The organism is Acidovorax sp. 22279, from assembly GCF_052045435.1.
Lineage (GTDB): Bacteria > Pseudomonadota > Gammaproteobacteria > Burkholderiales > Burkholderiaceae_C > Acidovorax > Acidovorax delafieldii.
This window is the reverse complement of sequence record NZ_JBQEOV010000002.1, coordinates 281,684-306,274: the sequence shown is the minus strand read 5'-3', so window position 1 is coordinate 306,274 and position 24,591 is coordinate 281,684. Positions and strand designations below refer to the sequence as shown.

General features: G+C 61.6%; 27 protein-coding genes and 1 pseudogene. 18 read left to right on the top strand and 10 right to left on the bottom strand.

The features are described 5' to 3' along the window. Nucleotides 1-5: 5 nt before the first annotated feature. The 5 genes from ACTJKQ_RS04205 to ACTJKQ_RS04185 form a co-directional block, all read right to left on the bottom strand. Nucleotides 6-542 (bottom strand): molybdopterin-dependent oxidoreductase, encoded by a 537-nt coding sequence (locus ACTJKQ_RS04205; RefSeq protein WP_436075200.1) that lies wholly within the window; start codon nt 540-542, stop codon nt 6-8. Nucleotides 543-681: 139 nt separating this feature from the next. Continuing rightward, nucleotides 682-1,047 carry a carboxymuconolactone decarboxylase family protein gene (locus tag ACTJKQ_RS04200; RefSeq protein ID WP_436075199.1) on the bottom strand — a complete coding sequence of 122 codons (366 nt, stop codon included), beginning with the start codon at nt 1,045-1,047 and terminating at the stop codon, nt 682-684. Nucleotides 1,048-1,112: 65 nt separating this feature from the next. Further along, nucleotides 1,113-1,304, bottom strand: a complete 192-nt coding sequence (locus ACTJKQ_RS04195) for a YgaP family membrane protein (RefSeq protein WP_440596105.1) — start codon at nt 1,302-1,304, stop codon at nt 1,113-1,115. Between the two features lie 85 nt (nt 1,305-1,389). Then, nucleotides 1,390-1,770 carry a rhodanese-like domain-containing protein gene (locus tag ACTJKQ_RS04190; protein ID WP_436077327.1) on the bottom strand — a complete coding sequence of 127 codons (381 nt, stop codon included), beginning with the start codon at nt 1,768-1,770 and terminating at the stop codon, nt 1,390-1,392. Between the two features lie 46 nt (nt 1,771-1,816). Next, nucleotides 1,817-2,677: an MBL fold metallo-hydrolase gene (locus ACTJKQ_RS04185; RefSeq protein WP_436075198.1), complete on the bottom strand. Its 861-nt coding sequence runs from the start codon at nt 2,675-2,677 to the stop codon at nt 1,817-1,819. A 100-nt stretch (nt 2,678-2,777) separates the two neighbouring features. On the opposite strand from ACTJKQ_RS04185, the gene ACTJKQ_RS04180 reads away from it, so the two are divergent. The 10 genes from ACTJKQ_RS04180 to ACTJKQ_RS04135 all read left to right on the top strand — a co-directional run bounded on the left by ACTJKQ_RS04180 (nt 2,778) and on the right by ACTJKQ_RS04135 (nt 11,892). Then, nucleotides 2,778-3,113 carry an ArsR/SmtB family transcription factor gene (locus tag ACTJKQ_RS04180; RefSeq protein ID WP_056062726.1) on the top strand — a complete coding sequence of 112 codons (336 nt, stop codon included), beginning with the start codon at nt 2,778-2,780 and terminating at the stop codon, nt 3,111-3,113. Continuing rightward, nucleotides 3,107-3,538: a YeeE/YedE family protein gene (locus ACTJKQ_RS04175; RefSeq protein ID WP_436077326.1), complete on the top strand. Its 432-nt coding sequence runs from the start codon at nt 3,107-3,109 to the stop codon at nt 3,536-3,538. The genes ACTJKQ_RS04180 and ACTJKQ_RS04175 overlap by 7 nt, the downstream gene beginning before the upstream one ends. A 28-nt stretch (nt 3,539-3,566) precedes the next feature. Beyond that, a complete protein-coding gene (locus ACTJKQ_RS04170; RefSeq protein ID WP_436077325.1) occupies nt 3,567-4,016 on the top strand; it encodes a DUF6691 family protein in 450 nt (149 codons plus the stop codon). Nucleotide 4,017: 1 nt separating this feature from the next. Continuing rightward, a complete protein-coding gene (locus ACTJKQ_RS04165) occupies nt 4,018-4,374 on the top strand; it encodes a TIGR01244 family sulfur transferase (RefSeq protein ID WP_440596104.1) in 357 nt (118 codons plus the stop codon). A 15-nt stretch (nt 4,375-4,389) separates the two neighbouring features. Further along, nucleotides 4,390-6,126: a SulP family inorganic anion transporter gene (locus ACTJKQ_RS04160; protein ID WP_436077323.1), complete on the top strand. Its 1,737-nt coding sequence runs from the start codon at nt 4,390-4,392 to the stop codon at nt 6,124-6,126. 364 nt (nt 6,127-6,490) lie between these two features. Next, nucleotides 6,491-7,822, top strand: coding sequence for a glycosyltransferase family 2 protein (locus ACTJKQ_RS04155; protein ID WP_440596103.1), 1,332 nt, complete (start codon nt 6,491-6,493; stop codon nt 7,820-7,822). Next, entirely contained in the window at nt 7,819-8,856 is a 1,038-nt protein-coding gene (locus tag ACTJKQ_RS04150; RefSeq protein ID WP_440596102.1) for a polymer-forming cytoskeletal protein, read from the top strand. The genes ACTJKQ_RS04155 and ACTJKQ_RS04150 overlap by 4 nt, the downstream gene beginning before the upstream one ends. Nucleotides 8,857-8,942: 86 nt before the next feature. Beyond that, nucleotides 8,943-9,779, top strand: coding sequence for a hypothetical protein (locus ACTJKQ_RS04145; RefSeq protein WP_440596101.1), 837 nt, complete (start codon nt 8,943-8,945; stop codon nt 9,777-9,779). 230 nt (nt 9,780-10,009) lie between these two features. Continuing rightward, nucleotides 10,010-11,083 (top strand): hypothetical protein, encoded by a 1,074-nt coding sequence (locus ACTJKQ_RS04140; protein WP_440596100.1) that lies wholly within the window; start codon nt 10,010-10,012, stop codon nt 11,081-11,083. A gap of 8 nt (nt 11,084-11,091) precedes the next feature. Next, complete coding sequence (locus ACTJKQ_RS04135) at nt 11,092-11,892, top strand: Crp/Fnr family transcriptional regulator (protein ID WP_440596099.1); 801 nt, start codon at nt 11,092-11,094, stop codon at nt 11,890-11,892. A 20-nt stretch (nt 11,893-11,912) separates the two neighbouring features. Here the strand turns inward: ACTJKQ_RS04135 and ACTJKQ_RS04130 are convergent, their stop codons facing one another. After that, the gene (locus tag ACTJKQ_RS04130) at nt 11,913-12,731 is read right to left on the bottom strand and encodes a YaiO family outer membrane beta-barrel protein (protein ID WP_108498621.1); all 819 of its coding nucleotides are present in this window, start codon (nt 12,729-12,731) and stop codon (nt 11,913-11,915) included. Next, nucleotides 12,728-13,657 carry a hypothetical protein gene (locus ACTJKQ_RS04125; RefSeq protein ID WP_146870913.1) on the bottom strand — a complete coding sequence of 310 codons (930 nt, stop codon included), beginning with the start codon at nt 13,655-13,657 and terminating at the stop codon, nt 12,728-12,730. Before ACTJKQ_RS04125 ends, ACTJKQ_RS04130 begins: the two co-directional genes overlap by 4 nt. Before the next feature lie 309 nt (nt 13,658-13,966). On the opposite strand from ACTJKQ_RS04125, the gene glmM reads away from it, so the two are divergent. Next, nucleotides 13,967-15,352 carry a phosphoglucosamine mutase gene (gene glmM / locus ACTJKQ_RS04120; protein WP_440596098.1) on the top strand — a complete coding sequence of 462 codons (1,386 nt, stop codon included), beginning with the start codon at nt 13,967-13,969 and terminating at the stop codon, nt 15,350-15,352. 51 nt (nt 15,353-15,403) lie between these two features. Here glmM and wecB read toward each other — a convergent pair whose 3' ends face one another. After that, complete coding sequence (gene wecB, locus ACTJKQ_RS04115; RefSeq protein ID WP_440596097.1) at nt 15,404-16,330, bottom strand: non-hydrolyzing UDP-N-acetylglucosamine 2-epimerase; 927 nt, start codon at nt 16,328-16,330, stop codon at nt 15,404-15,406. Between the two features lie 936 nt (nt 16,331-17,266). On the opposite strand from wecB, the gene ACTJKQ_RS04110 reads away from it, so the two are divergent. The 7 genes from ACTJKQ_RS04110 to ACTJKQ_RS04080 all read left to right on the top strand — a co-directional run bounded on the left by ACTJKQ_RS04110 (nt 17,267) and on the right by ACTJKQ_RS04080 (nt 23,258). Continuing rightward, entirely contained in the window at nt 17,267-17,596 is a 330-nt protein-coding gene (locus ACTJKQ_RS04110; protein WP_440596096.1) for a hypothetical protein, read from the top strand. Beyond that, nucleotides 17,596-17,802, top strand: a complete 207-nt coding sequence (locus ACTJKQ_RS04105) for a hypothetical protein (protein ID WP_440596095.1) — start codon at nt 17,596-17,598, stop codon at nt 17,800-17,802. The genes ACTJKQ_RS04110 and ACTJKQ_RS04105 overlap by 1 nt, the downstream gene beginning before the upstream one ends. A 206-nt stretch (nt 17,803-18,008) precedes the next feature. Continuing rightward, a complete protein-coding gene (locus tag ACTJKQ_RS04100) occupies nt 18,009-18,212 on the top strand; it encodes a major capsid protein (RefSeq protein WP_440596094.1) in 204 nt (67 codons plus the stop codon). A 119-nt stretch (nt 18,213-18,331) separates the two neighbouring features. After that, entirely contained in the window at nt 18,332-19,786 is a 1,455-nt protein-coding gene (locus ACTJKQ_RS04095; protein WP_440596093.1) for a virulence factor TspB C-terminal domain-related protein, read from the top strand. 3 nt (nt 19,787-19,789) lie between these two features. Beyond that, entirely contained in the window at nt 19,790-20,089 is a 300-nt protein-coding gene (locus tag ACTJKQ_RS04090; RefSeq protein ID WP_056060153.1) for a DUF2523 domain-containing protein, read from the top strand. Beyond that, nucleotides 20,086-21,267 (top strand): zonular occludens toxin domain-containing protein, encoded by a 1,182-nt coding sequence (locus ACTJKQ_RS04085; protein WP_440596092.1) that lies wholly within the window; start codon nt 20,086-20,088, stop codon nt 21,265-21,267. The genes ACTJKQ_RS04090 and ACTJKQ_RS04085 overlap by 4 nt, the downstream gene beginning before the upstream one ends. A gap of 1,037 nt (nt 21,268-22,304) precedes the next feature. After that, nucleotides 22,305-23,258, top strand: coding sequence for a rolling circle replication-associated protein (locus ACTJKQ_RS04080; RefSeq protein WP_440596091.1), 954 nt, complete (start codon nt 22,305-22,307; stop codon nt 23,256-23,258). A gap of 180 nt (nt 23,259-23,438) precedes the next feature. On the opposite strand, the gene ACTJKQ_RS04075 is transcribed toward ACTJKQ_RS04080, so the two are convergent. Both ACTJKQ_RS04075 and ACTJKQ_RS04070 read right to left on the bottom strand, forming a co-directional pair. Continuing rightward, a complete protein-coding gene (locus tag ACTJKQ_RS04075) occupies nt 23,439-24,098 on the bottom strand; it encodes a DUF6988 family protein (RefSeq protein ID WP_440596090.1) in 660 nt (219 codons plus the stop codon). Between the two features lie 21 nt (nt 24,099-24,119). Then, nucleotides 24,120-24,422, bottom strand: a pseudogene (locus ACTJKQ_RS04070) (type I restriction enzyme endonuclease domain-containing protein); the annotation flags it as partial. Between the last annotated feature and the right edge of the window lie 169 nt (nt 24,423-24,591).

The window sequence follows — 24,591 nt, the reverse complement described above, 5'->3', positions numbered from 1 at the left end:
GGCGACTACCGGATGTGCAGTGCGTTGAGCTGCCAGGCCGCCCGGTTGTAGTACAGCTCGCTGCGCAACTCGGCCTTGGTATCAAACGGGTACACGATGAACAGCGGGCCTTTTTCGCGGATGGGCATGGGCCGGTTGTTCATCAGGCGCGCAACGATCACGTCGTGCTTGGTGGCGTCGTCTGCCGGGATCTCGGTTTTGTAGTCATTGAGGGCCACCGCCGTGATCTTGGTGCCCTTGGCACCCACCGCCGCCAGCACATCGCGGAGCAGAGGGCCTGTGAAAGTGACGGCGCTGGGGTACCAGGGGGTTTGGGTGGAGAAGCTGTGCTGCGGCAGCTTCTCCAGCATCTTCATGTCGAACTGCGCCTGCGGGCCCCGGTTGGTCTGCGTGATGGCGCCGTCGATGGTCAGGACGACGGGGCCTGTGGGTGGCTCCAGCGCCTGCACATTGGTCGTTGCCAGCAACGCCGCGCCGATGACCCATGCCGCCCATGCCTTGGACAACGCCAATTTCAACCCATGACGACGATGAGATTGCATGGACACCCCCTCCTGTTTTGGTAACAGTCTCGCGGATAGATGCCCAAAATGTAAACCGATTTATCGCCACCGGTTGGACGGATCGCCCGCCGGGGTGTCGAGCGTGCGACGGCAGCGGATGGATGGCGGGACAGCAGCTTCAGGCAGCAGCTGGGGCGCTGGCGACGGCCATGGTGTCCCATGCCTTCAGGGCCTCGGCCGTGTACATGAGTGCCGGGCCACCGCCCATGTAAACGCACACGGCCAGCATCTCTTCCAGCTCTGCGCGGGTGGCACCAAGCTTTTGCAGTGCCTTGACATGAAAACCGATGCACCCGGAGCAGCGCTGGGTGACGCCAATGGCCAGGGCAATCAGCTCCTTGTGCTTGCTGGTCAACGCCCCTTCAGTCATCGAGGCCTGCGCAAGCTGAGCGAAGCCCCGCATGGCGTCAGGCTGTGCTTTGCGGAAGGTGGCCAGGCTTTCGTTGATGCCCTGGATCAGGCTGGTGTGGTCGAACGTACTCATGGAATGGTTCCTTGCTGGGGCCTTGAGGGCACCGGCCTCTGCGTGTGCCGGCGCCTGCCGGTGGTTTATTTCTTCATGGAACAGGTGTTGATGCCAAGCAGCGTGTAAGCCGGGCAGAAGCGGAACAGGCCGGTGGCCAGTGGCACCACGCCCAGCCACCCCCACCAGCCCACCGTGCCGGTGGCGGCCAGTACGATCAGGACCAGGCCTGCCAAGACGCGCAGCACGCGGTCCACGGTTCCTACGTTGATGTTCATGATGATTTCCTTGCTCTGAGGTTGTGGCCCGGGATGGGCCCTGGTTGCACAAGCGCAGCGAACGCGGAATGCGCTCGCTGCTCGGTCAGTCGAATGAGGGAGACGCAGGCGCCGCGACAGGCTTGCCTGCAGCCACCCAGGCGTCAAAGCCGCCAGCAATGGACTGCACCTGCAGATAGCCCATGTCGTGCATGGCGCGCGCGGCCAGTGCAGCCCGGCCGCTGGTCTTGCAGTACAGCACCACCTTGAGGTCGCGCGCGCTGAGTTCGGGCGTGCTGCTGAGGCGGAACTCCAGCACCCCGCGCGATGCGTGAATCGCGCCCGGGATGTGTCCTGCCTGGTACTCGTCCGACTCTCGCACATCGATCAGCACGTCGGCGGCGCGGATGGCTTCGTCTGCCTGGTCCACTGGGACCTCTTGCACCAGGGCCTTGGCGGCGGTGACGAGATCGTGGGCTGTTTTCATATCGGCGTTCCTGCAGTGGGTAGGGTGGTACAGATGCGGCAGCGTGTCACAGCGCGTTGACGGGAATCTTGAGATAGGTCACGCCATTGGCTTCCGGCGGTGGCATTTCCCCTGCGCGGATGTTGACCTGCACCGAGGGCAGGATCAGCACGGGCATTTCCAGCGTTGCGTCGCGCTGGGTGCGCAGCGCCACAAAGGCTTCCTCGCTTACCCCGTCGTGCACATGGATGTTCTTGGCCCGCTGGTCGGCAACGGTGGTTTGCCAGGCCACGGCGCGCCCTGCCGGGGGGTAGTCGTGGCACATGAACAGGCGGGTTTCATCCGGCAGGCTGAGCAATTTGCGCACCGACTGGTACAGCGTGTGGGCATTGCCGCCGGGAAAGTCGCAGCGCGCTGTGCCCACGTCGGGCATGAAGAGGGTGTCTCCCACAAACACAGCGTCGCCCACCTGGTAGGCCATGCAGGCGGGTGTATGGCCGGGCACTGCCAGCGCCTGGGCCTCCAGCTGGCCGATGTGGAACACCTCGTTGTCGTGCAGCAGTTGGTCAAACTGGCTGCCATCGGGGTGGAACCCGGGCTCCAGATGAAATACCTTCTTGAATACGTCCTGCACCTGGGTGATGGACGCACCAATGGCGATTTTTCCACCCAACTTGTCGCGAAGGTAGTGCGCGGCCGACAGATGGTCCGCGTGGGCATGGGTTTCCAGAATCCATTGCACCGTCAGCCCCTGACTTTGCACAAACTCCACGATCTTGTCGGCAGACCGTGTGCGGGTGCGGCCCGACTTCGGGTCGTAGTCCAGCACCGAATCCACCACCGCGCAGTGGCCGCCAGACCGATCAAACACCACATAGCTCACCGTCCAGGTGGAGTCATCAAAGAAGGCTTCTATCTGGGGTTTCATCGAAGGGCTCCGTATTCAATTTCTATGTTGATAGTTTATTGACGTATAGATTGTTAGTCAATAGAATATCAACATCGAATTTGAAAAGGAGCGCGCGACCATGCACGCAGAAGCACAAATGGACCTGGAAACCTTGCGGAGGTCCGCCGACAGCGCTTGTCGCTTGATGAAGGTGTTGTCCAACCCCGACCGCCTGCTGCTGCTATGTCAGCTGACGCAGGGTGAAAAGCGTGTGGGTGAACTGGAAGAGTTGGTGGGCATCTCCCAGCCCACCTTGTCGCAGCAGCTGGGCGTATTGCGCGAGGAGGGCCTCGTCAACACGCGCCGTGACGGCAAAAACATCTATTACGAGATCGCCAGCCCCCAGGCCTTGGCGGTGATGAACGTGCTGTTTGAACAATTTTGTGGCCCCGCCCAGGAGAGCAAGCCATGCTGATCGACTGGACCCATTTCACTCCCTGGGCTGCGCTCGCTGGCGGCGTTTTGCTGGGCCTTGCCTCGGCGCTTTTTGTGCTCCTCAACGGACGCGTTCTGGGCATCAGCGGCATTGTGGGCGGGCTGTTGCGCCCCCGCGCTGGGGACATTGGTTGGCGCTTGGCTTTTGTGCTGGGCATGCTGGTAGCCCCCAGTCTCTATTGGCTGGTAGTCGGCCCCACACAGCCGCGCATTGATGCGAGCTGGGGCATGGTGGTGGTCGCTGGCCTGCTGGTGGGTGTCGGTACCCGCTACGGATCGGGCTGCACCAGCGGCCACGGGGTGTGCGGACTCTCGCGCATGTCGCCCCGGTCCCTGGTGGCCACCCTGGCCTTCATGGGGGCCGGGTTTGTCACCGTCTTTCTGATTCGGCACGCGCTGGGCTGACCCAGCCTACATCGGAGCATTGATCGCTATGAAAAATCGCATTACAGAGTTCCTGGTGGGTCTGATCTTCGGACTGGGCCTGATCGTCTCGGGCATGACCGATCCCGGCAAAGTGCTGGGCTTCCTGGACTTGGCTGGCTTGTGGGACCCATCGCTGGCATTCGTGATGGGCGGTGCGATTGCGGTGGGCGTCTTTGCGTTCGCTGCGGCCAAGAAACGCACCACCAGTTTCCTGGGAGGCGCGATGCATCTGCCCACGTCGCGCGACATCGATCGCCGCCTGGTGGTCGGGAGCCTCATCTTTGGTGCGGGCTGGGGCATTGCAGGCTTTTGCCCGGGGCCCGCCATCGTTTCGGCGGGCGCGGGCCAGCCCAAAGCCATCGTGTTTGTGATGGCGATGCTGGCGGGCATGTGGCTGTTTGAGCTGGCCGAACGCATGTCTCACCGCGCCCCACCCGCCCAGACGGGAGCCCGCTGACATGCCGCTGCAGATCATTGCCCTGACCCCCGACTTCGCAGTGTCGCCCCAGCTGGCCACCACGGACTTTGCCTTTTTGGCCCAGCAGGGCTTCAAGACCATCATCAACAACCGGCCGGACGGGGAGGGCGGTGGCGCACAGCCCACCAGCCCTGAAATGGAGCGCGCTGCCACAGTGGCTGGGCTGCACTATGTGTACCTGCCCGTGGTCAGTGGCTCGATCACGCCGGAACAGGTGCAGGCCATGCACAAGGTCCTGATCGCGGCCCCCAAGCCCACGTTGGCGTTTTGCCGTTCGGGTGCCAGGTCTGCCCAGTTGTTTGGACTGACGCAGACCCTGGATGCCGAGGCGTCCTGATCACCGGGAACCCTCATGAACTTCATTCCCGGCTGGGTCCGCAGCTACCAGAAGTCCTGGCTCTCCGGCGACATGGTTGCCGGTGTGATCGTGACGGTGATGCTCATCCCGCAGAGCCTGGCCTACGCGCTGCTGGCTGGCTTGCCTCCCGAGGTGGGCTTGTACGCCAGCATCCTGCCGATCGTTGCGTATGCCATGCTGGGGTCCAGCATGACGCTGGCTGTGGGCCCGGTGGCAGTGGCTTCGCTCATGACGGCGAGCGCCCTGCAGCCCCTGGCTGCCGCTGGCTCGCCCGACTACGTGGCGCTGGCCATGTTGCTGTCGCTGCTCTCCGGGGGCATGTTGCTGCTGTTTGGGGTGTTGCGGCTGGGTTTTCTGGCCCACTTCCTGAGCCATCCGGTCATCAGCGGATTTATCTCTGGCTCGGCAGTGCTCATCGCTGTGGGGCAGGTCAAGCACCTGCTGGGCGTAAAGGCGAGCGGTACCGATGTCTTTGACACCGTGGTGCAGTTAGCACACGCAGCTCCCTCAACCAATCTGGTCACGCTGAGCATTGGTGCAAGCAGCGTGCTGTTTTTGCTGCTGGCGCGCAAATCCCTCTCCCCATGGCTGGTCCGTCTGGGTGCGAGTCCGCGGCTGGCAGACGTCGCATCCAAACTGGCGCCGATGCTGGCGGTGATGGTGTCCACCGCACTCGTTGCCGCCATGCGCTGGGATCAGACAGCGGGCGTCAGCATCGTAGGCACAGTGCCCCAAGGCCTGCCGCAGCTGGGGCTGCCGGCGGTTTCGATGGCGTCTGTGGGCTCGCTGTGGTTGCCTGCGCTGCTGATCTCGCTGGTGGGCTTTGTGGAAAGCGTGTCGGTGGCGCAATCGCTTGCGCTCAAGCGTCAGCAACGCATTCAGCCCAACCGGGAACTGCTGGGCCTGGGGGCGGCCAACGTTGCCAGCGCGCTGTCGGGTGGTTTCCCCGTCACGGGCGGCTTTGCGCGCTCGGTCGTCAATTTTGCCGCCGGAGCCAACACGCCCCTGGCAGGTGTCATTTCTGCCGTGCTGATGGGTGTGGTGATTGCCGCGCTGACCGGGCTGTTTCACTATCTGCCCCATGCCGTGCTGGCGGCCACCATCATCGTGGCGGTGGTGTCCCTGATTGACTTAGAGACACTGCGCGAGGCCTGGCATTACGACAAGGCGGATGCCATGGCCCTGCTGGCCACCGCAGGGGGAGTGATCGCTTTGGGCGTGGAAGTCGGCATCCTGATGGGGGTGGCGTTGTCGCTGGGCACTTTGGTGTGGCGCAGCAGCCATCCGCACATTGCGGTCGTGGGGCGCGTGCCAGGCACGGAGCATTTCCGCAACGTCGCCCGCCATGCAGTCACTATCGAACCCGGCCTGATTGCCGTGCGGGTCGACGAAAGCCTGTATTTCGCCAATTCGGACGCGTTACTCGATAAGGTGGAGTCTCTGGTGGCGGCACAGCCTGACACGCACTATGTGCTGTTGGTGTGCTCGGCCATCAACCAGATCGACACCACAGCCTTGGGTGTGCTCACCGACCTAGAGCGCAGCTTGGCCCAGCGCGGCATGGCATTGCTGCTGGCGGAGGTCAAAGGGCCCGTGCTGGACCGCCTGCAGACCACGCCGCTGGGGCTGCGTTTGGAGGGCAGGGTGTTTCTGAGTACCCATGCAGCGTTCCAATTTGCAAACCGCGAGGCGACTGTCTCGCCCAACCCATCGCCATCGCTGACTCGATAGCGTGCAGTGGGTGGACGGCGACTGACGGCACGGGTGCATTGAGCCCCATCCACGGCCCTTTTGCGTTTGGACTTTGCCTGTGTTCGCCATCGAACAGACCGTGCCCCGCCTGCTGCTTACATTCCGTCTCACATCCCTGCAGGGTGTGACGTAACGGGGTCGCAAGACGCCGCCACTCCACGTCTTGTGCGCAGGGTCCAGCAGTGGTCGGAACAAAAGGCGTTCTATGCACGTGAATCGAGAGAGCCGACAGCTTGGTCATGCCGAGCGCAGCGCTGCACCCCATATTCACCCGGCGCGGTGGCTGCGGTGTGTGACGGCATTTGCCACCACGTTGGGCAGCGCCAGTACGTGGGCGGCCCCGATGGCGCAGCCTCTTGAATCCATCGAAGCGCTCAGTCAGCGGTGGGTGCCTGGCCCTCTGGCATATGCGGTGCTGTCCACCATGGCGGCGCTGCTGGCCATGATCATCGTGGTGATGATGGTGTATGCCACCCGGCATGGAGTGCTCACACTGAACCGGCTGCTAGGGCACCAGCGCCATCCGTACCTGGACATCGATCAGGCGGACTGGCCGCTGATCACGGTGTTCATCGCTGCCCACAACGAAGAACAGGTGATCGCCGGATGCTTGCAGGCCCTGCTGGACACCAATTACCCGCTCGACCGGCTGAAGGTGGTGCCGGTCAACGACCGGTCTACCGATGGCACGCGCGCCATCATCGATGACTGGGTAGGCCGTTACCCTGGGCGAATCGTGCCGTTTCACCGTACCAAGGGCAAGCCAGGCAAGGCGGCAGCGCTCAAGGATGCCCTGCAGCACGCGCAGGGCGACATTGTGATCATCTTCGATGCCGACTATGTGCCCGGCCGTGGGCTGCTCAAGCAGCTAGTGGCGCCATTTTTCGACCCAGAGGTGGGGGCAGTGATGGGCCGTGTGGTGCCGGTCAATACGGGGGTGAACCTGCTCACACGCATGCTGGATCTGGAGCGAAGCGGCGGCTACCAGGTGGACCAGCAGGCCCGTATGAACCTTCGCCTGGTGCCCCAGTACGGAGGCACCGTGGGTGGCGTGCGCTGCTCGGCTGTGGCTGCGGTGGGCGGCTGGCACGACGATACGCTGGCCGAAGACACGGACATTACCTATCGGCTGTTGCTCAACGGCTGGAAGACTGTCTACACCAATAGGTCCGAGTGCTATGAAGAGGTGCCTCAGGACTGGCAGGTGCGCATCAAACAGATCAAGCGCTGGGCCAAGGGGCACAACCAGGTGATGGTGCGCTATGGCTTGCGCTTTGCATTCAGTCCTTACCTGAGCTGGCGAGAACGCCTGGACGGGCTGCTGCTTTTGTGGGTATTTGTGCTGCCGCCGTTGCTGCTGGTGGGTTGGCTGCTGGCGCTGGGCCTGTATTTTTTCAATGCCGGGGACATGCTGACGGGGCTGATCTCCTTGTTTGCGCTCATGGCCTATGGCACGCTGGGCAACTTTGCCGCGTTCTTTGAGATCGCCGTAGCGGTGCTGCTGGACGGCAAACGCAGGCGGTTACGGCTGCTGCCGCTCAGCTTGCTGGGCTTCGTGATCAGCCTGTTTGCCATATCGTCATCGGTGTGGGGGCAGTTGATGGACAAGCTGCTGCGCCGCGACATGGTGTGGGACAAGACCGTGCGCTACCGGCAACCGAGCGTCGAACAATGAACACCGCCTTGTTCTACCTGGCCTTCGTATTGATCAGCTCGGGATTGATGTTGATTGCCTTTGGTCCCACCTGGCGCGAGTGGCGGCACCCCACCGATACCGAGGCATTGCAGGTGTTGCCGCACTACACCACCGACATCGACCATTTCGCTGACCGGTTCCGCGCGCTGGTGCAGGCCCACCAGGCGCAAGTGCCGGGTCCTTATGCCAACGAGTTTGATTTTGCGCCGGTGTCACTGGAGGGCGTGAACTGGGCCGGCATGCTGCGACCCCTGGTGTGCCTGGGCTCGGTCAAGCCGCAGACAGCGATCCAATGTGCTGCACCGCTGTTCGTGCATGGTGACTTCGAAGCACCGGCCCGCAGCCGCTTTGTGGGCCTGTTGGCGCAGGGTCGTATGCGGCTGGGTGCGGGTAGCGATGTGGGGCAGTGGGCACATGCCGACGCGTCCATGCATCTGGCCCGGGGCTGTTCGGGGCTGCGGCGCCTGTCTTCATCGACCGCCGTGGAGCTGGAGGCCGATTGCTGTTTTGAGCGGATCCAGGCGCCACACATCCGCTTTGGTGGTGATGCGGCCCTGCAACCTGAACGCGAGCATGCACCTTTGATCGAGGCCAGCTTTGATCGGTTGGAGGGTGCTCTTCGCCAGAGCGAGCATGTGACGCTCGTGCGCGGCGACTGTAAGCTGCCACGCATGCACCGGTATCACGGCTCGCTGGTGGTCACGGGGCGTTTGCTCATTGGGGCTGGCACCGTGATTGAAGGCGACGTGAAAGCCCGTGGAGGCATCGTCATGGGCGGCCACGCGCGGGTGCAGGGCTCGCTATGTAGTGAAAAGCAGATCCAGCTCCTGGACCATGCCCAGGTGGCCGGACCCGTGGTGTCCGAATCGGGCATCCTGCTCGGCGCTGGGGTACAGGTGGGCTCGCCGCAGGCCCTCACCACCGTCAGCGCAGAAACCATCATGGCGGAGGCGGGCGCCCGGGCGCATGGCACCGTGTGGGCCCGCCAACTGGGCATTGTGTGGTCGGCGTGAACGCGGCGCACCCGCATTGCATGGCTGGTCGGTGGCCTGCGCCCTCGCATTGTTCCATCCGCTGAACCGCCACAGAGGGCTTCCCCTTGCCACATCCCACCGTTACTCCCCACAGCCGCCAAGACCGCGAGCTGGCTTTCAATGCTGCGCGCGGCCTGTTGGCGCAGGCCCAACAAACCCACAGGCACCAGTTGCCCCACCGCGCTCTCAGCCGCATCCGGCTCAACCCATGGCTGCTTTTGCAAATGGTGGGGCTGCCGGTGGTGTGGTTGTCTTTGATCTACGCTTTGCGGGAGCCTCTGTACGGTTTTTGGCGCAGCTACCTGCTCACCTGGGCGCGGTGGCTGCATATGCCGCTGCAGCCAGCGGCAGTGTCATCACGCCAGGACCTGTTGGGGATGAGCTGGTTGCCAGGCGCGGGTGACCTGGGGCTGTCCATCACCACTGGTGCTGCCCTGGCTGCCGTGCTGACTGTGGTGGCCTGGGGGCTGGCACTGCGCCTGCGAGGGCGATGGCTTCCCGCGCAGTATCTGGTGCGGGTGCTGTGCGTGGTGCAGGCGCTGGCGCTGCTGTACTTCTGGTTTGCGCCGATGCCGTTCCCGCACTTGGTGCTGAACCATGTCATGGACCTGCTGGATGCTGGCTATTTGCTCATTCTGGCCATACCGGTGCTGATGGCGCTCGGCTACTACCCGCTGCAAATCAGCTGGCAGGCCAAGGTCGTGCATACCTTGCTTATCCTGTTGTTCTTTGGGGTCATGGTGCCGCAGCAAGCCATGGTGCACCTGCTGGTTCTGCAGCACTTGTCGGTGGTATTCATGCTCGTGCTGTACCTGTGTTTCGGGGCGCTTTTCGACATGATGGTGTTTGTGGCTCTGTATGCATGGGCGGCCAGCACGGCCCCCTTGTCCGCTACACATTAGGGCGCTCATTCCCCTGTCGGGTCTGTTCAGCCGTACCGTCTGCGGCGCTGCCAGGTTCACCTGTCTGTACGCCTGCGTACGCAGTGAAGAAATCGAAGGCATCTTCTGCAAAATAAGTACGCCACCCTTCACCCGGGGGTGTCGGCCTTCCTGGCAGTGCGCTTCTTTTTGCGCTGTTGCTCTCCAGATGTTGAAAGCGGTGTCCGGGCTTGCGTTCGGAGATCGTGCACATGCGGCGTCGTTCATTGCTAGAAAAGGTGCCAGCCTTGGGGGCTGGGTTGCTTTTGTGTTCGGCCAGCTGGGCGTCAGAAGCTCGCGCGCCCATCGATGCTGTAGCGGAGATCAAGGCGTTGCGCATCCTGTCGGGTCCCTATGCCGGTGGCTACGAGCTGGCGCCCAATGGACGCCTGAACTGGTACTTCGCCAACCTGGGATTGTTGCCCTTGGTGCCCATGCTCAGTGCGCCGGATCTGGAAACATACGTCCTCCCGTATCTGAATCTGTACCTGGCCAGCACCGATCCTGCCACCAGCACCATTTCGGATATTGAGTTCCCCTATGGCCGGGCCAATACCTCGGTGGTCAAGAAGGTGCTGGCTGACTCGGACGACGCCTATGCATCCACCTTTCTGTCCCTGGCGTCGCGCTATGTGGCGGCCAGTGGCAATTGGGCCTGGTGGGAGGCGCGCAAAGCGGCCCTCAAAAATATCGCTTACCGCAACCTGGCATTGACTGCCAAGCCTTCGGGGCTGACTGCAGTGTTTCAGGCGCCGCGCAGCCAGACCAACGCCAGCGGCTACCTCATGGACAACTGCGAAGGTTACCGAGGTCTGCGCGACTTTGCGGCGGTGCTGCGGTCGCGCAGCGAACTGTCTGAAGCCAACTACTATGACCTGCTGGCGACCAATACCGCAGAAGGCATTGCGCGCCAGCTCTACAAGGTCCCAGAGCAGTCATTTTTGGCCAGCGACGCCGCGCTGGCACCCAGCGCAGAGTTTTATCCTGGCACCACTTGTCAGGTGTACCCGCAGGCCTTTGGATTGCGCGAGCTGACCGGGCTGTTTGCAGCAGGGTGGAACTGTCTCAACACGCGCTCACCAGGCTGGGAAACCGGGCGCTATGACCCTTTCCCGTGGGCCATCCTCGGGTACGTTGCCGCGCTTCGAGGGCAGGGCAGCCACGCGCGTACACAACTGGCGGCCATGGAAAAAACCTTTGCGGCCAACCGCAGCCTGGTCACCATCAATGAATTGGGTTTCTATCTGCGCACCAAAGCCGTGTTGGGCGGGAGCACGGCGGCATGAGGGCTGGCTTGCGTAAGCTCCATGTACGCCAGCAGACAGACAGAGACGGCGTCTCCTCCGAGAATTCAAAACGATCCCGTCCTGCTGTCAAGAAGCCACACATCGACCAATCCCTCGCGAACCGACTGCTGGCCCTTTTGCGGCCTACAGAGCGGTCGCGCCTGCTGTCCGTTGCCGAGTGGGTCGAACTGGAAAGCCAGCAAGTATTGGGGCGAGCGGGTGAACGACTCAGCCATGTGTACTTTCCCACCAACAGCATGATCTCTTTGCTCTCCAACCTGGAGGGCGCGCGGCACTTTGAGGCCGGACAGATCGGCTTTGAGGGCATGTTGGGTGCCAGCGCAGGGCTGGGGGTGACGGCCTCGGCCTTTGATGCGGTGGTTTCGGGGGCAGGCCAGGCATGGCGAATCCAGCTGGATGCCTGGCGCAGCCATTGTTTGGCCAACCGGACGCTTAGCCTGCTGACCACCCGCTATCTGTATGTCGAGCTATCGCAAATGGGCACGATGGTGGCCTGCGGGCACTTTCATTCGCTGGAGCAGCGTCTGGCGCGGTTTCTGCTGATGAGCGAAACGCGGCTGCGCACCCCCGACATTCAGATGACGCACGAGACGCTGGCGCACCTGCTGGGGGTACGCCGGGCTGGTGTGACGCTGGCGGCCGGCAAGCTGCAAGAGAGCGGTGTAATCCAGTACACGCGCGGGCATATCCTTGTGCTGGACCGGGAGGCATTGCTGGCGCAAAGCTGTGGGTGCTTTGACCAGGATCTGGAGACCTATGAACGGGTCATGTCAGGCGCTGTCGCTTAGACGCTGCAGGCTCGGACAACCTAGGGCAGTTCCCAAAACAGCGACAGCTTGGCGCCGTTGCGAGAATAGTAGGGGTTGCGGTAGCGCTCTAAGCCCGCAGTAATGCCCCACTGTGGGCCCAGCCACTGCCGCAGTGTGAGCTGTGACTGGCGACTGTCAAAGTTGACCAGAGATACCCCATTGCCAATGGCCTGGTAGCCCTCGGCTCCCCAGCCGTGGCGGGCAATGATCTGCGTGTGGTGCGCGCGCCCCCAGGTGGCCGCCACAAACTGCTGATGGGTACGCACGCCACCGGGGGAGCTGTTGTTGAAGCGTATTTCTGCCTGTACCACCCACGGCAGATCGAAATAGTAAGTGGACCCGAGGCTGATGTTGCGGTCGATGTGGCCGTCTGGCGCTCGGTAGTAACCTGCCCCCAGGGTGGCCACCCATTGGCGTGTGGGCAGCAACTTGCGGTTGATGAACCCGTCCACACGGTAGCGCGGCAGGTAAGCAGCACCATCGCCTGCGCCCACCGATAGCATGGAGAACCAGTCTTCGTTCCAGGTCATGGTGTCGGACAGCCCGATGAACCGGCCCGACTCTCCAAACCGCCGCATGGTGGCGATTTCCATGCCGAGCAGCTGGTTGTTCACACCCCATTGGCCGCGCACGCCAGCTTCATGCCAGTTGCCATACCCGTTGGTGAGGGTGTGGCGGCTGGTGTAGGCCTCAATGCCCCGGACCGGGGCCGGCAGGTCTGCAACGTCTTGCGCACGGGCTGCGGGTAAGGCATTGGCCAGCAACCCCAGTGCCAGAACAAGGGACGGGGCAGGGCGGTGGATGTAATGGGTGTTCATGGTGACCGTGCGGGGGTGTGACGAGGACTGGTGCAGTTAGTTGTGTCCACGGCGGCAGTGATGGCCTTGGACTGCAGGATTTGCGCGGCGACTTCGTCCGTCACCGTCCAGTGGGCGCCGTGCCGATGGGGCAGGGCGGTACGAAGCCAACAGCGGGCAGAGGGGATGTCGCCTTGCTGCAGTGCCACCACAGCCACCAGACCCCAGGCAAAGTCGTCCTTCACCTGGGCCAGCCATTCGTTGCGGTGCTCAGCCATCCAGCGGCGGTAATGCGCGGGCGCCCCACCAGGGATCAGCGGAAAACGCACCAACAGCGGAAAGATCTGCGCCACGGCGTCGGGGTAGAAGGCATGTGCGGTCTCACGCTGTCCGGGCTGGGTGGAAACCAGGTAGCGCTTGCGCTGATCGTCCCAGAACACGACCGCCAGAGTTTTGGTGAAGTTGGGGTGGCGCGCGTTTTGTGCCGCCTTGTGGGTGAGCGGGTAGGCCCACAGCTCCAGGTTGTCCATGAGCAACCCATGTTGGTACACCGGTGAGACCAGGTAAATTCCCCGGTTGGGGTCTACCAACTTGGCCAGCGCCGCACTGGTAGCCATGCGGCTGCGCACCCAACTGGCCTGGCTGCGTTGTGAGGCAGGCATGCTGTCCATGAACGCCAGCCACAGGCCGAGTACAGAGTCGTCGGCATCGGCGGTTTTACATGGGGCCCACACAGGGCCGTTGCGGCAAAAACGGTCAAAGGTCGCGTCGGGCTTTTGCCGCTGTACCAGCCAGGCGCCCCAGGCCTTGGCAGGCGTGGAAATATCCAGCCCATGGCTGTGAGCCAGCAACAGTGCCTGCAAGGCAAAGTAGGGATCTACCGTGTCGCCCTGGTGCTGCACCGAGATGGCGCCCGAGGTATCGGCATACCCCTCCAGATCGAGCACAGCCGCCGACGTACAAAGTGGTGCTGCAAGAACGAAGCACGCCAGAGCGTTGCCTATCCAGCGCTTCAGGCCAGAGTGGGTCTGTGACAGATGAAGGCACTTGGGAGCTAGAGAGTCTGGTGTCAATGGGTGATCCGTGGCATGAAAAGCCATGGTCAGCGTGTAGGCACAGCGCTGCCTGTTCGATACCGTACATAACGTGGCGGGTTCGATAGCGCACAGACCGTTTCGGTCCAAGGCCCCACCGTCGGTGTTCGCCTTGGCCTGGGGTGCGGGTTATCTGGCGAATCTCATTCAACAGGACTACCCATGACAACGCAAAAGATGTTCGGAACCGACGGCGTGCGCGCCCCAGTGGGTATGGAGCCCATGACCCCCCAGACCATCATGCGGCTGGCACACGCCTGCGGCCAGCTGCTTAGCCGTCAGCACACGGGACTGAACCCGCGACCTGTGGTGGCAGTGGGCACCGACACGCGCGGGTCGGCCCCCATGTTTGAGGCGGCCTTGCAGGCGGGGTTTTCTGCGGCCGGTGTGGACACGGTGATGTGCGGCGAGTTGCCCACACCCGGCGTGGCCTACCTGACGCGCTTGCGCGGCTACCAGGCGGGTGTGGTGGTGAGTGCATCGCACAACCCTTGTGAGGACAACGGGGTGAAGTTATTTTCGGCCACAGGTGACAAGCTGCCCGACGGCATGGAGGCCGAGATCGAACGCACCATGGTCCAGCCCATGGTCTGTTTGCCATCGTCACGGTTGGGCCGCGTGTCCCTGCTGCCGGAGGCCTCCGATCTGTACATCCAGTTTTGCAGGCAGGCATTGCCGGCAGGTTTGCACCTGCAGGGTATGAAGATCGTCATCGACGCCGCCCATGGCGCCTGCCACCGCATCGCCCCCGAGGTGTTCCGACAGTTGGGCGCGGAGGTGGTTGCGGTGGGCGCCACGCCTGATGGGCAGAACATCAACGACAACGTGGGCGCCACGTCGCCCAAGCACCTGAGCGAGGCCGTGCTGGCTCACCAGGCAGATGTCGGCGTGGCGCTGGACGGCGATGGAGACCGGTTGGTGATGGTGGACAGCGAGGGCCGCATCTATGCGGGTGACGAGCTGCTGTACGTGCTGGCCGTGGATGCCCAGACCAACGATGGCTTGCAGGGTGGGGTGGTGGGCACGGTGATGAGCAACCAGGGGCTGGAGCAAGCGCTGCTGCGCCGTGGGCTGGACTTTGCAAGGTCTGCCGTGGGTGACAGGCATGTGCTGGAGCTGCTCAAGCAGCGGGGTTGGCGCTTGGGCGGCGAGGGCTCGGGCCACCTGATCGGGCTAGACTGGCACAGCACCGGCGACGGCGTGATGTCAGCCTTGCGGGTGGTGGCTGCCATGAAGCGCTCGCAGCGCAGCTTGTCGCAGCTGTGCAGCGATCTGCGCATGAACGCTCAGTGCCTGGTCAATGTGCCCGTGACCCGTGGTGCGGGGATGGCCGACAACACCTGGATGCCCCACTTCCAGCTGCGGGCCGAAAAGTTGCTGGGCGACGATGGGCGGGTGCTGCTGCGTGCCTCGGGCACCGAGCCTGTTGTGCGGGTGCTGGTGGAGTGCCGTACTGCACTCAGGGCGCAGCGGATGGCCAGCCGGTTTGCCAAAGAGGTCAGCCAACTGCTGACCGCACCCGCGGCGCGGGATACAGTTACCGCCTGACCGGCCGTCGTCCCCGCACCATTCTGGATGGCGGTGGGGCCGCAAGCGCTGTCAGTCCACCGTGCAGAGCCGGTCTGCAATGTGCTGCGCGGTGTGGCCATCGCCAAACGGGCTGCTTTCCAGCTGCATGCTGCGGTACGCCCCATCGTCGCGCAGCAGGCGTGCCGCCTCAGTCACCATGCGGCGGATGTCTGTGCCAACCAGTACCGCACCACCAGCTTCCACCAGCTCCTGCCGCTCGGTGCTGTCGCGCGCAATCAGCACTGGCCGCCTCAGCGCAGAGGCTTCTTCCTGAATGCCGCCCGAGTCCGTCAGCGTGAAGTAACAGCGTTGCAGCAGGCTGATGAGGGCAGGGTAGTCCATGGGTTCGGTCAGACACACCCGTTGGCGCAGGTCGTCCGGCAATGCGTCGATCACCGGCCTCACCGCCTGACTGACGGCTGGGTTGGGGTGAAGCGGCCAGACCACAATCAGATCGCCATGGGCCGCCAGCAACTGCCCGATGGCAGTGGCGATATTGCGTATGGGGTCGCCCCAGTTCTCTCGGCGGTGGGCGGTCACCAACAGAAGCCGTTGGTTTATTTGCTGATCTAGAAACTCTGCGACCATGGCTGGTACCACTGAAGACAAACCGGACGACAAGACAGAAGGCGCGGACGATGCATTGGTCTGCAGGCGCTCCTGCGTCCAGCGCGCCGCGTCAATCACCGTATTGCCGACGACGGAGATACAGGCGTCTGCTATGCCTTCGCGCAAAAGGTTGTCCCGGGTCCGCGCCGTCGGTGCGAAGTGCCAGTGGGCGAGCCGTGCAATCAGCTCCCGGTTTTTTTCCTCCGGAAACGGCTCGCGTGTGCCTGTGCGCAAACCCGCCTCGATGTGGGCGACCGGCTTGTCGTTGTAGTAGCCACTCAGCGCTCCGACCAGCGCAGACGTCGTGTCGCCCTGCACCAGCACCACATCAGGCTGGGTTTCGTCCACCAGCCTGTCCACTCCCTCCAGCAACAGCGCCGTGAGGTCGCCCAACCTCGGCGTGCTGCCCGGTGTGGAGCACCACCACGCGGTGGCCACGCAGCTTTAGCTCGCGATGCAACGGTGCCATCTTGATGATCTCAGGGCGGGTGCCTAAACACGCAAGGTAAGTGGTCATGGGTTCTTTCAACGCAGCGGCGCTCGCGTTTTGGTGGGAGGCGTTGGAACCAGTCCAGACGGACTTTTCGGAAGGAAGACTTGGGAGAACGCCGCCACAGCAGGTGCCCCCAAGGCCGACGCATGGTGCGGTTGGGGGTCGTGGAGTGTCTGTTCGACACCGCACAGAGTGTGTATTTGATAGTTAACATAATATACATCGTATTTAGTCCGAACAGCATCCACTCGGCCATGTGGCTAGTTGTCGGAATCGATGAAAAGATCGCCGCTGCGCTTGCTCCAGCGGAACCTAGTACCCCTCCAGTCACTAGCAAACTCTTTCCCAAGGCACGCATCAGCAAATCGCCCTTGGCCGTCCCTTCGTGCTGTTTTACTGTTGCGCGTGCTAGGACTTCTATAGCGTCCATGCCCGCAATGCTTGCCAAAAGTGCTTGGTCTTCTGGCTGGCATGTCTTGTGTCCGTGCCTCCAGTTGGATATGCGTTGCGGGCTCACGCCTAGCGTCTTCGCCAGCTTCGTGTCATTGCCTCCAAGTGCTTTCGCGGCTCTTGTGAGTAGTTCATTTAGCTCGTCCAGGTGTGTGTCGGTGTGTTGCATCCTTTATCCCAACTGAGTTAAAGTCGATTTATCCCGTTTGGATTAAATAACCCAAACGGGGTACTCCACTGTACACCTCGGTAACTTTGCTTGGAATAGCAAGGCTTTGCGACCGAACGCGGCGCGCTTGGGAGTCAGTGGCATTCATCAACACAGCCAATAGAGGCACGCCATGCAACTGACCAGCACCATCCAAATCCTCAAAGTCTCCGAAGAACTCAGCAAGAAGCTGAACCCCGAAACGGGCAAGCCCTACGTCTCGCACATCGCCCGCACGGCGCTCATCAATGATGACGGCGAACTCGAAACCGTGGGCCGCTTGCGTGTCCCTCGCGATCTGGTGGACGTTGCTAAGGTGGGCACCTATCGGGCTGGCTTCGCTCTCCGCGTGCCCGACTACGGGCCAGATAAGGGCGATGTGGTGAGCGTTCTCACAAGCCTTGTGCCTGTCCCTCCTGCCCGCCCTGCCGCTCCAGCTCCTGTCACTCCTAAGGGTGCGTGATGGAACTCGATCTGTCGCTATTCGCCCAGCGCGTCGCGATGATCGCCATCCTTGGCGGCTTCGTCGGCGGCCTGCTGTTCACGCTCGTGCATGGCGCAGTAGTCGCCATCTCTGACCGCCTCCGTGCACGTGCCAGCACCCTTCAACGGGTCGCGCAGGCACGCATTCGCCAGCAGGCAATTCTCCGGGCCATGCCACGTGGCTGACCCAACAGTCATCGAATGCGCCACCGCCTGCACGGTCACGGTGGTGCACGAATTGAGCCTCCCGCCTCTGCAGCTCACAGCAGAGGAAGGAGCAGCCATCGCGGGCGCCGTCCTCGCGAGCTGGGCCGTTGGCTATGCCTTCCGCATGGCCATACGCGCCTTGAACATCGACGGCAATTCATCCACTCAATCTGAGGAAAACTGAAATGACTCAAGCAATCAAGCGCGGCCTCGTTGCCGCTGGTGTCCTGACCGTTGTGGGCTCTGCCAATGCCGCTGCAATCGACGTTGCCGCCGTTACCACTGACATCGCCGCTCAGGCTGCTCCCGTGGCCGCTATCGGCGCCGCTGTGCTGCTGCTGTACGTGGGCATCAAGGCTTTCAAGTGGGTGCGTAAGGCTCTGTCCTAAGCCACGCCCCAAGCGCTCCCTGACCGGCCGGCAGGGGCCTTGCAAAAGCTCACGTGGTGGGCTTCTCCAAGGTGCAAACAAATGGGCCTTTTCGTCATCCTCGCAATCCTCGGTGCAGCATGGTTCATCTTCACCGCCTGATACTTGCCTTTGTTCTTGCGTTCGTCTCGTTGCAGGCATCCGCAGTCATCACGCCCGTTGTCCAGTATCGCGACAGCTTGGGTCGTGTCGATACTGTCAGTGGCTTGGTCGCATGGTGGCAAGCCTATGACCCTAAATTTGCATGCGGCGGCGGCTCTTTGGATAAGGCTGCGACATGGCAGGCTCGAAACGTCACTGCGCAGCAATTTGACCTCTACAAAGTTGGCTCTTATTGCAACGATCAGGGTACGTACAACACCTATGTCCAGAGCCCTACGGCTGCTGGTTCGGCCTGCCCGCTTGGGGCCGCGCTATCCGGTGGAACCTGTCAGTGTCTATCCCCCTTGGTCGAGGTTGGCGGTGAGTGCAAGGTCCCTTCTTGCCCTGTTGGACAGCATGAGGAAGGCGGCGCTTGTGTTCCTGATTCATGCAAGCCCAACGAAACCCGCGTCAATGGTGTGTGTGTCCCCGAGCCTCCTTGCCCTACTGGCCAAACCCGCGTCAATGGCAAGTGCGTGCCCAGCAAATGCCCATCTAAAGGAACAGTGTCTGACCAGTGGTATGAAGTCACATCCCCTTCTACCAGTGCTACCTGTCTCTACAACAGCCAGGACGGTAGTTACTGCACTATGAGCGTTACGCCCAGCGTCATTGCAACCTCTGGCGGTCGCACTACGTATATGGGTGGTTACGGCGTCTACACAGGCGGCACCTGTGGCCCTTCTGAGCCTGGAAAACCGACTCCAGTTGACCCCGACAAGCCTGATGGTGATCCTGACAAGGGCACTAAGCCGCCCGGTCCAAATGACCCCAAGCCCGGTGACAAACCCGGTGGGCAGCCGGGTGGACCCGGCAACAATCCAACGCCTCCCGGTCCTGATGGAAAGTGCCCTGATGGCACCTATAAATCAAACGGTGGCTGCTATCCGAAGGACCCGCCAAAGCAGCCACCGGACAATGACGGCAAGTGTCCTAACGGTTATGTCAAGGTTGGCTCTGAGTGCGTTCCATTGATGCCGCCTGAGGACAAGGACCCCGAGGATAAGGACCCCTCTACGTTCGGTGGTCAATGTGAGGCAGTGACCTGCGACGGCGACGCCATCCAGTGCGCCATAGCTCGCGATCAGTATCGCCGTTCCTGTCAGCTCATGGACAAGGAAAGCACTGAGTCTCAGCTCTACGCTGCCAACAAGGGCAAGGAGGGCAATCGCACTACTGATTTGCCCGGTAACGAAACCATCAGCCTTTCGGGCCGCATTGACACATCAGACGCCCTCGGCGGTGGCTCGTGCTTCGGTGACCTGAACATCACCGTTTGGAATCAGGCAGTGACTCTGCCGTTGTCCAGCCTCTGTCAATACCTCGCCATGCTCGGCAACATTCTGGTCGCTGTTTCGATGCTCATGGCTGCCCGCATCGTCACAAGGGGGTAATCCATGCCAATGTTTGTTGCTGCCATCGGCGGCATGCTCATCAACCTCGTAGGTACCCTTGCCGGTCGCATCCTGATCGCTCTGGGCATCGGTGTTGTGACCTACACCGGCGTGTCTACGTCCTTGGACTGGTTGAAGTCCGGTGCAGTCTCCGCCCTCGGCGGCCTGCCTGCCGACATGCTCTCGCTGATCGCCTTCATGAAGGTCGGCGTCTGCATCAGCATCATCACCAGCGCCATCGCTGCCCGCGCCATCATCAACGGCATCAGCGGCGACAGCTTCAAGAAGTGGGTTCTCAAATGATCTACCTCACGACAGGCGCCAACGGTGCAGGCAAAACGCTGCTGACCCTCAAAGACGTACGCGCTCAGCAGCTCAAAGAGAACCGCCCGGTCTACTATCACGGCTTCGAAATGGACGAGGCCAAAGCAGCCGAATTCGGCTGGCAGAAGTTCGACCCCAAGGATTGGCAAAGCCTGCCAGATGGGTCCATCTGCATCATGGACGAGTGCCAGAACGAATTTCCATTGCGTCGCTCAGGCTCGGAGGTCCCCGAGTACATCCAAGCGATTGCCCAGTTCCGGCGCAAACGTGGTTTCGACTTCTGGATGATCTGCCCGCACCCATCGTTGATCGATGTGTTCGTGCGTCGCCTGATCGATAAGCCGTCATGGCACCGCCACCTAAAACGCGCCTTCGGTGCTGATGTGGTCAGCGTCCTGCGCTTCTCCGCTCCAGACATGAAATGCGAGGAACCCGGCGCAGGTGCACGCGGCGAAGTCTCGATGGTGGCCTATCCCAAAGAGGTCTACAGCTGGTACCGCTCTGCCAGCCTTCACACCGGGAAAAAGAAAATCCCGCGCGCCGTGTACGTCCTGGCTGCGTGCGCTATCGCTGTTCCCTCCGCGATGTACTTTGCAATCACCGGCGTGTACAGCAACGCCACAAAGCAGGCCAAAACCGCTGAGCCTGTGCCAGGCACAAACGCGCCAGGTGCGCCAGGTCAAAACGCCCGCCAGGTCAGCCAGGTCATGACCGCTGCAGAGTACGTGGATGCCCGCACCGCTCGCCTGAAAGACTTCCCGCACACCGCGCCAGCTTATGACGACGTCACCAAGCCGACAGAGGCTCCATACCCTGCTGCCTGCGTCCAGATGGGCAAAACCTGCAAGTGCTACACCCAGCAGGCGACGCTACTGCAGGTGTCCGGCGCTGTCTGCGTGCAGATCGTGCAACAGGGCTTCTTCATGGATTGGAAAACGTCCCAGCGCGGCGAATTCAGCCCAAGGGATAGGGGTGACTATCGGCAGGCCCGGGAAGTGCCCCAGCAAGCCCAGCAAGCCCAGCAAGTCGCCCAGGTGGACCCGGTGCGCACTGTCCCAGCTCCAATGCCTGCCGCGCGCCCTGAGACTCCGCAAAGCCAATACCTGCAGGGCCTTGCTGCTCGCAACGCCCAAGTTCGTTCGTCGTTAATTCAGTGACTTTATGCAGTTACACAGACCTGGTGTGTCGGTTCTCTTCGCCCGCTCCGATTCCTGTTACTTCGACCTGGTTGATGATGTGTGGGACGCCCAGCGCGATGCACGCGGCTACACAGGCTCCAATCCCGTTGTGTGCCATCCTCCTTGCCGTGCTTGGGGCCGTCTTCGTCACTGGGCCAAACCTCGCCCCGATGAAAAAGCCCTCGCCCTGTTCGCCGTTGAACAGGTGCGCCGGTGTGGCGGCGTACTGGAACACCCATGGGGCAGCACCCTTTGGCACGCTGCAGAGCTTCCACACCCTGGCAAGGTGGATGCATGGGGTGGGTGGACATTGCTTGTCGATCAGGGCTGGTGGGGCCACGCTGCACCCAAGCCCACGTATCTCTATATCGTCGGCTGCACCCGTGAAGAGTTGGGCGAGCTGCCCGTCCAGTTACACCGAGCTGAAGGCCGCACGCTCCACCTCTCGCCTGCAGATCGCGAGCGCACGCCCCCAGCGTTCGCCCGTTTCCTTGTTGATGTAGCAGCCAAGTGCGCCGGCTCACTGTTACAGCGGCCGGCCGCAGTTACAGCCAGCTGCGCGCCGTCCACTGTTACCGCTGGCCAGGGCCGCTGTTACAGCGACCAGGCTGCAACGGCACGGGCTGCAGCTAAGCGCGCTGCGTTTCGTGCGTGGGGGGCTGCTCTGTGACTGAGAGACAAACCGGGGGCCCCGAAGTGGCGAATAGCCACGCGCCGCAGGCTCGGGGGTTGGGGTATGGGGCGACAGGCCCCATGGTCAACCGTTGTGCTACCCGTACCCGCGTTAAGGCCCCTCTCCTGCTCATTCAAATGGATCTGTTCGAAGAGGTAGGCGGCAGCACCGCAGCGGCACTGCAGGCGCAAGCGAAGCGCGCCAGCGGGGCCGCGCGGAGCGCGGCCTAGATTTATCCCATAAACACTTTGGAACATCAGGCCACGGAGCCTGAAAAAAGGTGAACCCCGCAACAGCGCCAACTGTCCGGGGTTCGTGATGTCAACCACTACGACTGGTCAACATGATTCGCATTTTCGACGAAACCCGCCCAACTGCAAAATTCACCCCTGCTGAGCTGCTCGATATGCACCGCCGCGGCGTCCCGCTTGTTGCTTTTGAGGGCAAGATGGGCGACGGCATCAATGTCAAGGCTCATGATCTGGGTAATGGCCATATCGAGGTCGTAGGGGCTGCTCCCACAAAGTGGGTCGAGCTGGATTGGTCCCCCATGGCGCTGGAGATGTACCTCGAAACCGTTATCAAGCATCGTGAGGACAACGCAGACGAGCTGCGCGAAAAGTCCCTCACGATTGCAGCAAACCGGGCTAAATCCAAGGTTCGCAAGCTCTGCAAGGCCATGGGTGCGGATACCCTGCTCACGCTCACCTATCGGGCTAATTTCACCGATCTTGCCGCTTCAAAAAGGCACCTGAAAGAGTTCGTGCGCCGGGTCCGTCGTGTCATGCCTGATTTCCGTGCTGTCGCCGTCTATGAGACTCAACAGCGCGGCGCCCTGCACTGGCACATCGCTACCGCTGGCGTCCCTACCTCCTTCATGCGCCCTAACGCTATGGGCGTGTTCTCCAAGGTCAAAAGCTTCGAGGTCATCCGCGCCATCTGGCGCTCAGTTGTCAAAGACCTCGGCGGCAACATCGACATAGCCCGTCGCAAGGCCTCCAGCAAGCGTAGCCCTGCCCAGATAGCAGCCTACATCGCTAAGTACATCGTCAAGGCCTTCCGTGAGGGTGAGGCCTTCTCCAACCGATACACCGCCTTTGGCTCGCCAGACATGCCCAAGCCCGTCCACCTCGGGCATTTCCCCTCGCCTCTCGCTGCCTGGGGTGCTGCCTATTCATGCCTTCTCGATGTGCACTCTGTTGTGCTTGAGCGACTGTCGAAGTGGAAAGACTGGTTCGTTCTGTACGGTGAACTTCCGGGCGAAAAAAAAGCCCCGAAGTCGGGGCCTAAGCTATGATTTTTATTAATCGAAATCTGTGTGCCGATTTAACCTTTCTATACATCGTATCTAGTGCTAGTGATGTCATCCCAACGAAGCGCCAATGCGCTGTCGGCCCAACAGAATCTTGGTAACCCAGACCGAAATTCTGGTAACCGTCCCCCAAAGTCGGGTCACGGTCGAAGCACGGTCGTGAATTTAGTGTAGAGACGGGCCGTGCACGATGGGCAAGCAATCCGCATAGTCCACATGGATTCGCCGCACTGTGTCCATGTTTGTCCCATCTCCAGTCATGATGGACAACAACTGGGCTGTCAGTGCCATGACGGCATTTGAGTTCCTCAGCGCGTCGTGGACGAGCTTTGGCGAGTAACCGGTGACGGTTTTGCTCAGGGCGTGTATGCCACCGTGGTTGAAGCTGTTCAGCGCCTTCCAGGAAACGTCACGGTACTCCTTGAGCTGACCAACAATACCAGCGGGCGCATTGGTAGCGGCCTCCAACTGTTTCAGCATCTCTGCAACCATGGGGCCTTCGTTGGCTTGCTTTTGGGCACCAATGGTCAGCGGCTGTGAAAGCTTTTCTATCCACAAGTCGCTGGCAGCACAGGCCAACCAGATTCCTCGAACCAAGCTTTCGAACTGGGGCCGCATCAATGCAAAAGCCGAACTCGTCCATCCAGCTTCAATGAGATGAAGAGCCGCGGTTCCATGCTCAAGCGCTAGGACTCCAGAATCAAACGCAATTTCAAAGCGCAATTCACCAAAAGGAATCAGCGTTTCCACATGGTCGTGGATGACTTCGTGCAGTTGAACTGAGCGGCCAACAAGGCTTGACACCATTTCTGGCACTTTTGTCATGCTAATTGCCAAAAGTATTCATCAGACCCAGCTCTCACCAATCGTCTCGGACTGCTGCAGCACAAGTTCAATGGCCGCGTCCGTCTGGTCGGGCGGGTACTTGTACTTGCGCAAGATGCGCTTGACCATCAGCCGCAGTGTGGCGCGGACACTTTCGCGCTGCGCCCAATCCACGGCAATGTTCTTTTTCAGGTTCTCTGTGAGCTCGTGGGCAATTTTCTTGAGGGTGTCAGAAACGTACTTCAGGAAGATGAGGCCCAGCACCAGGTGCTTGTATTCGGCGGCGTCCATGTTGGCGCGCAGCTTGTCGGCCGTGGCCCAGAGTGTTTTTTTGATGTCGTCGAGCATGAATAAGCTGTGGCCAAAAATGTAACAGCACTGCGCCCCATTATGTCGGCATACCAGGGGACAGCCACCACAGCTTGTACGGACCTTGGACAGCTGTGCCTAGGGCACAGTAAACATGAACTGTCTGTATAGAAAAGTGAGCTGG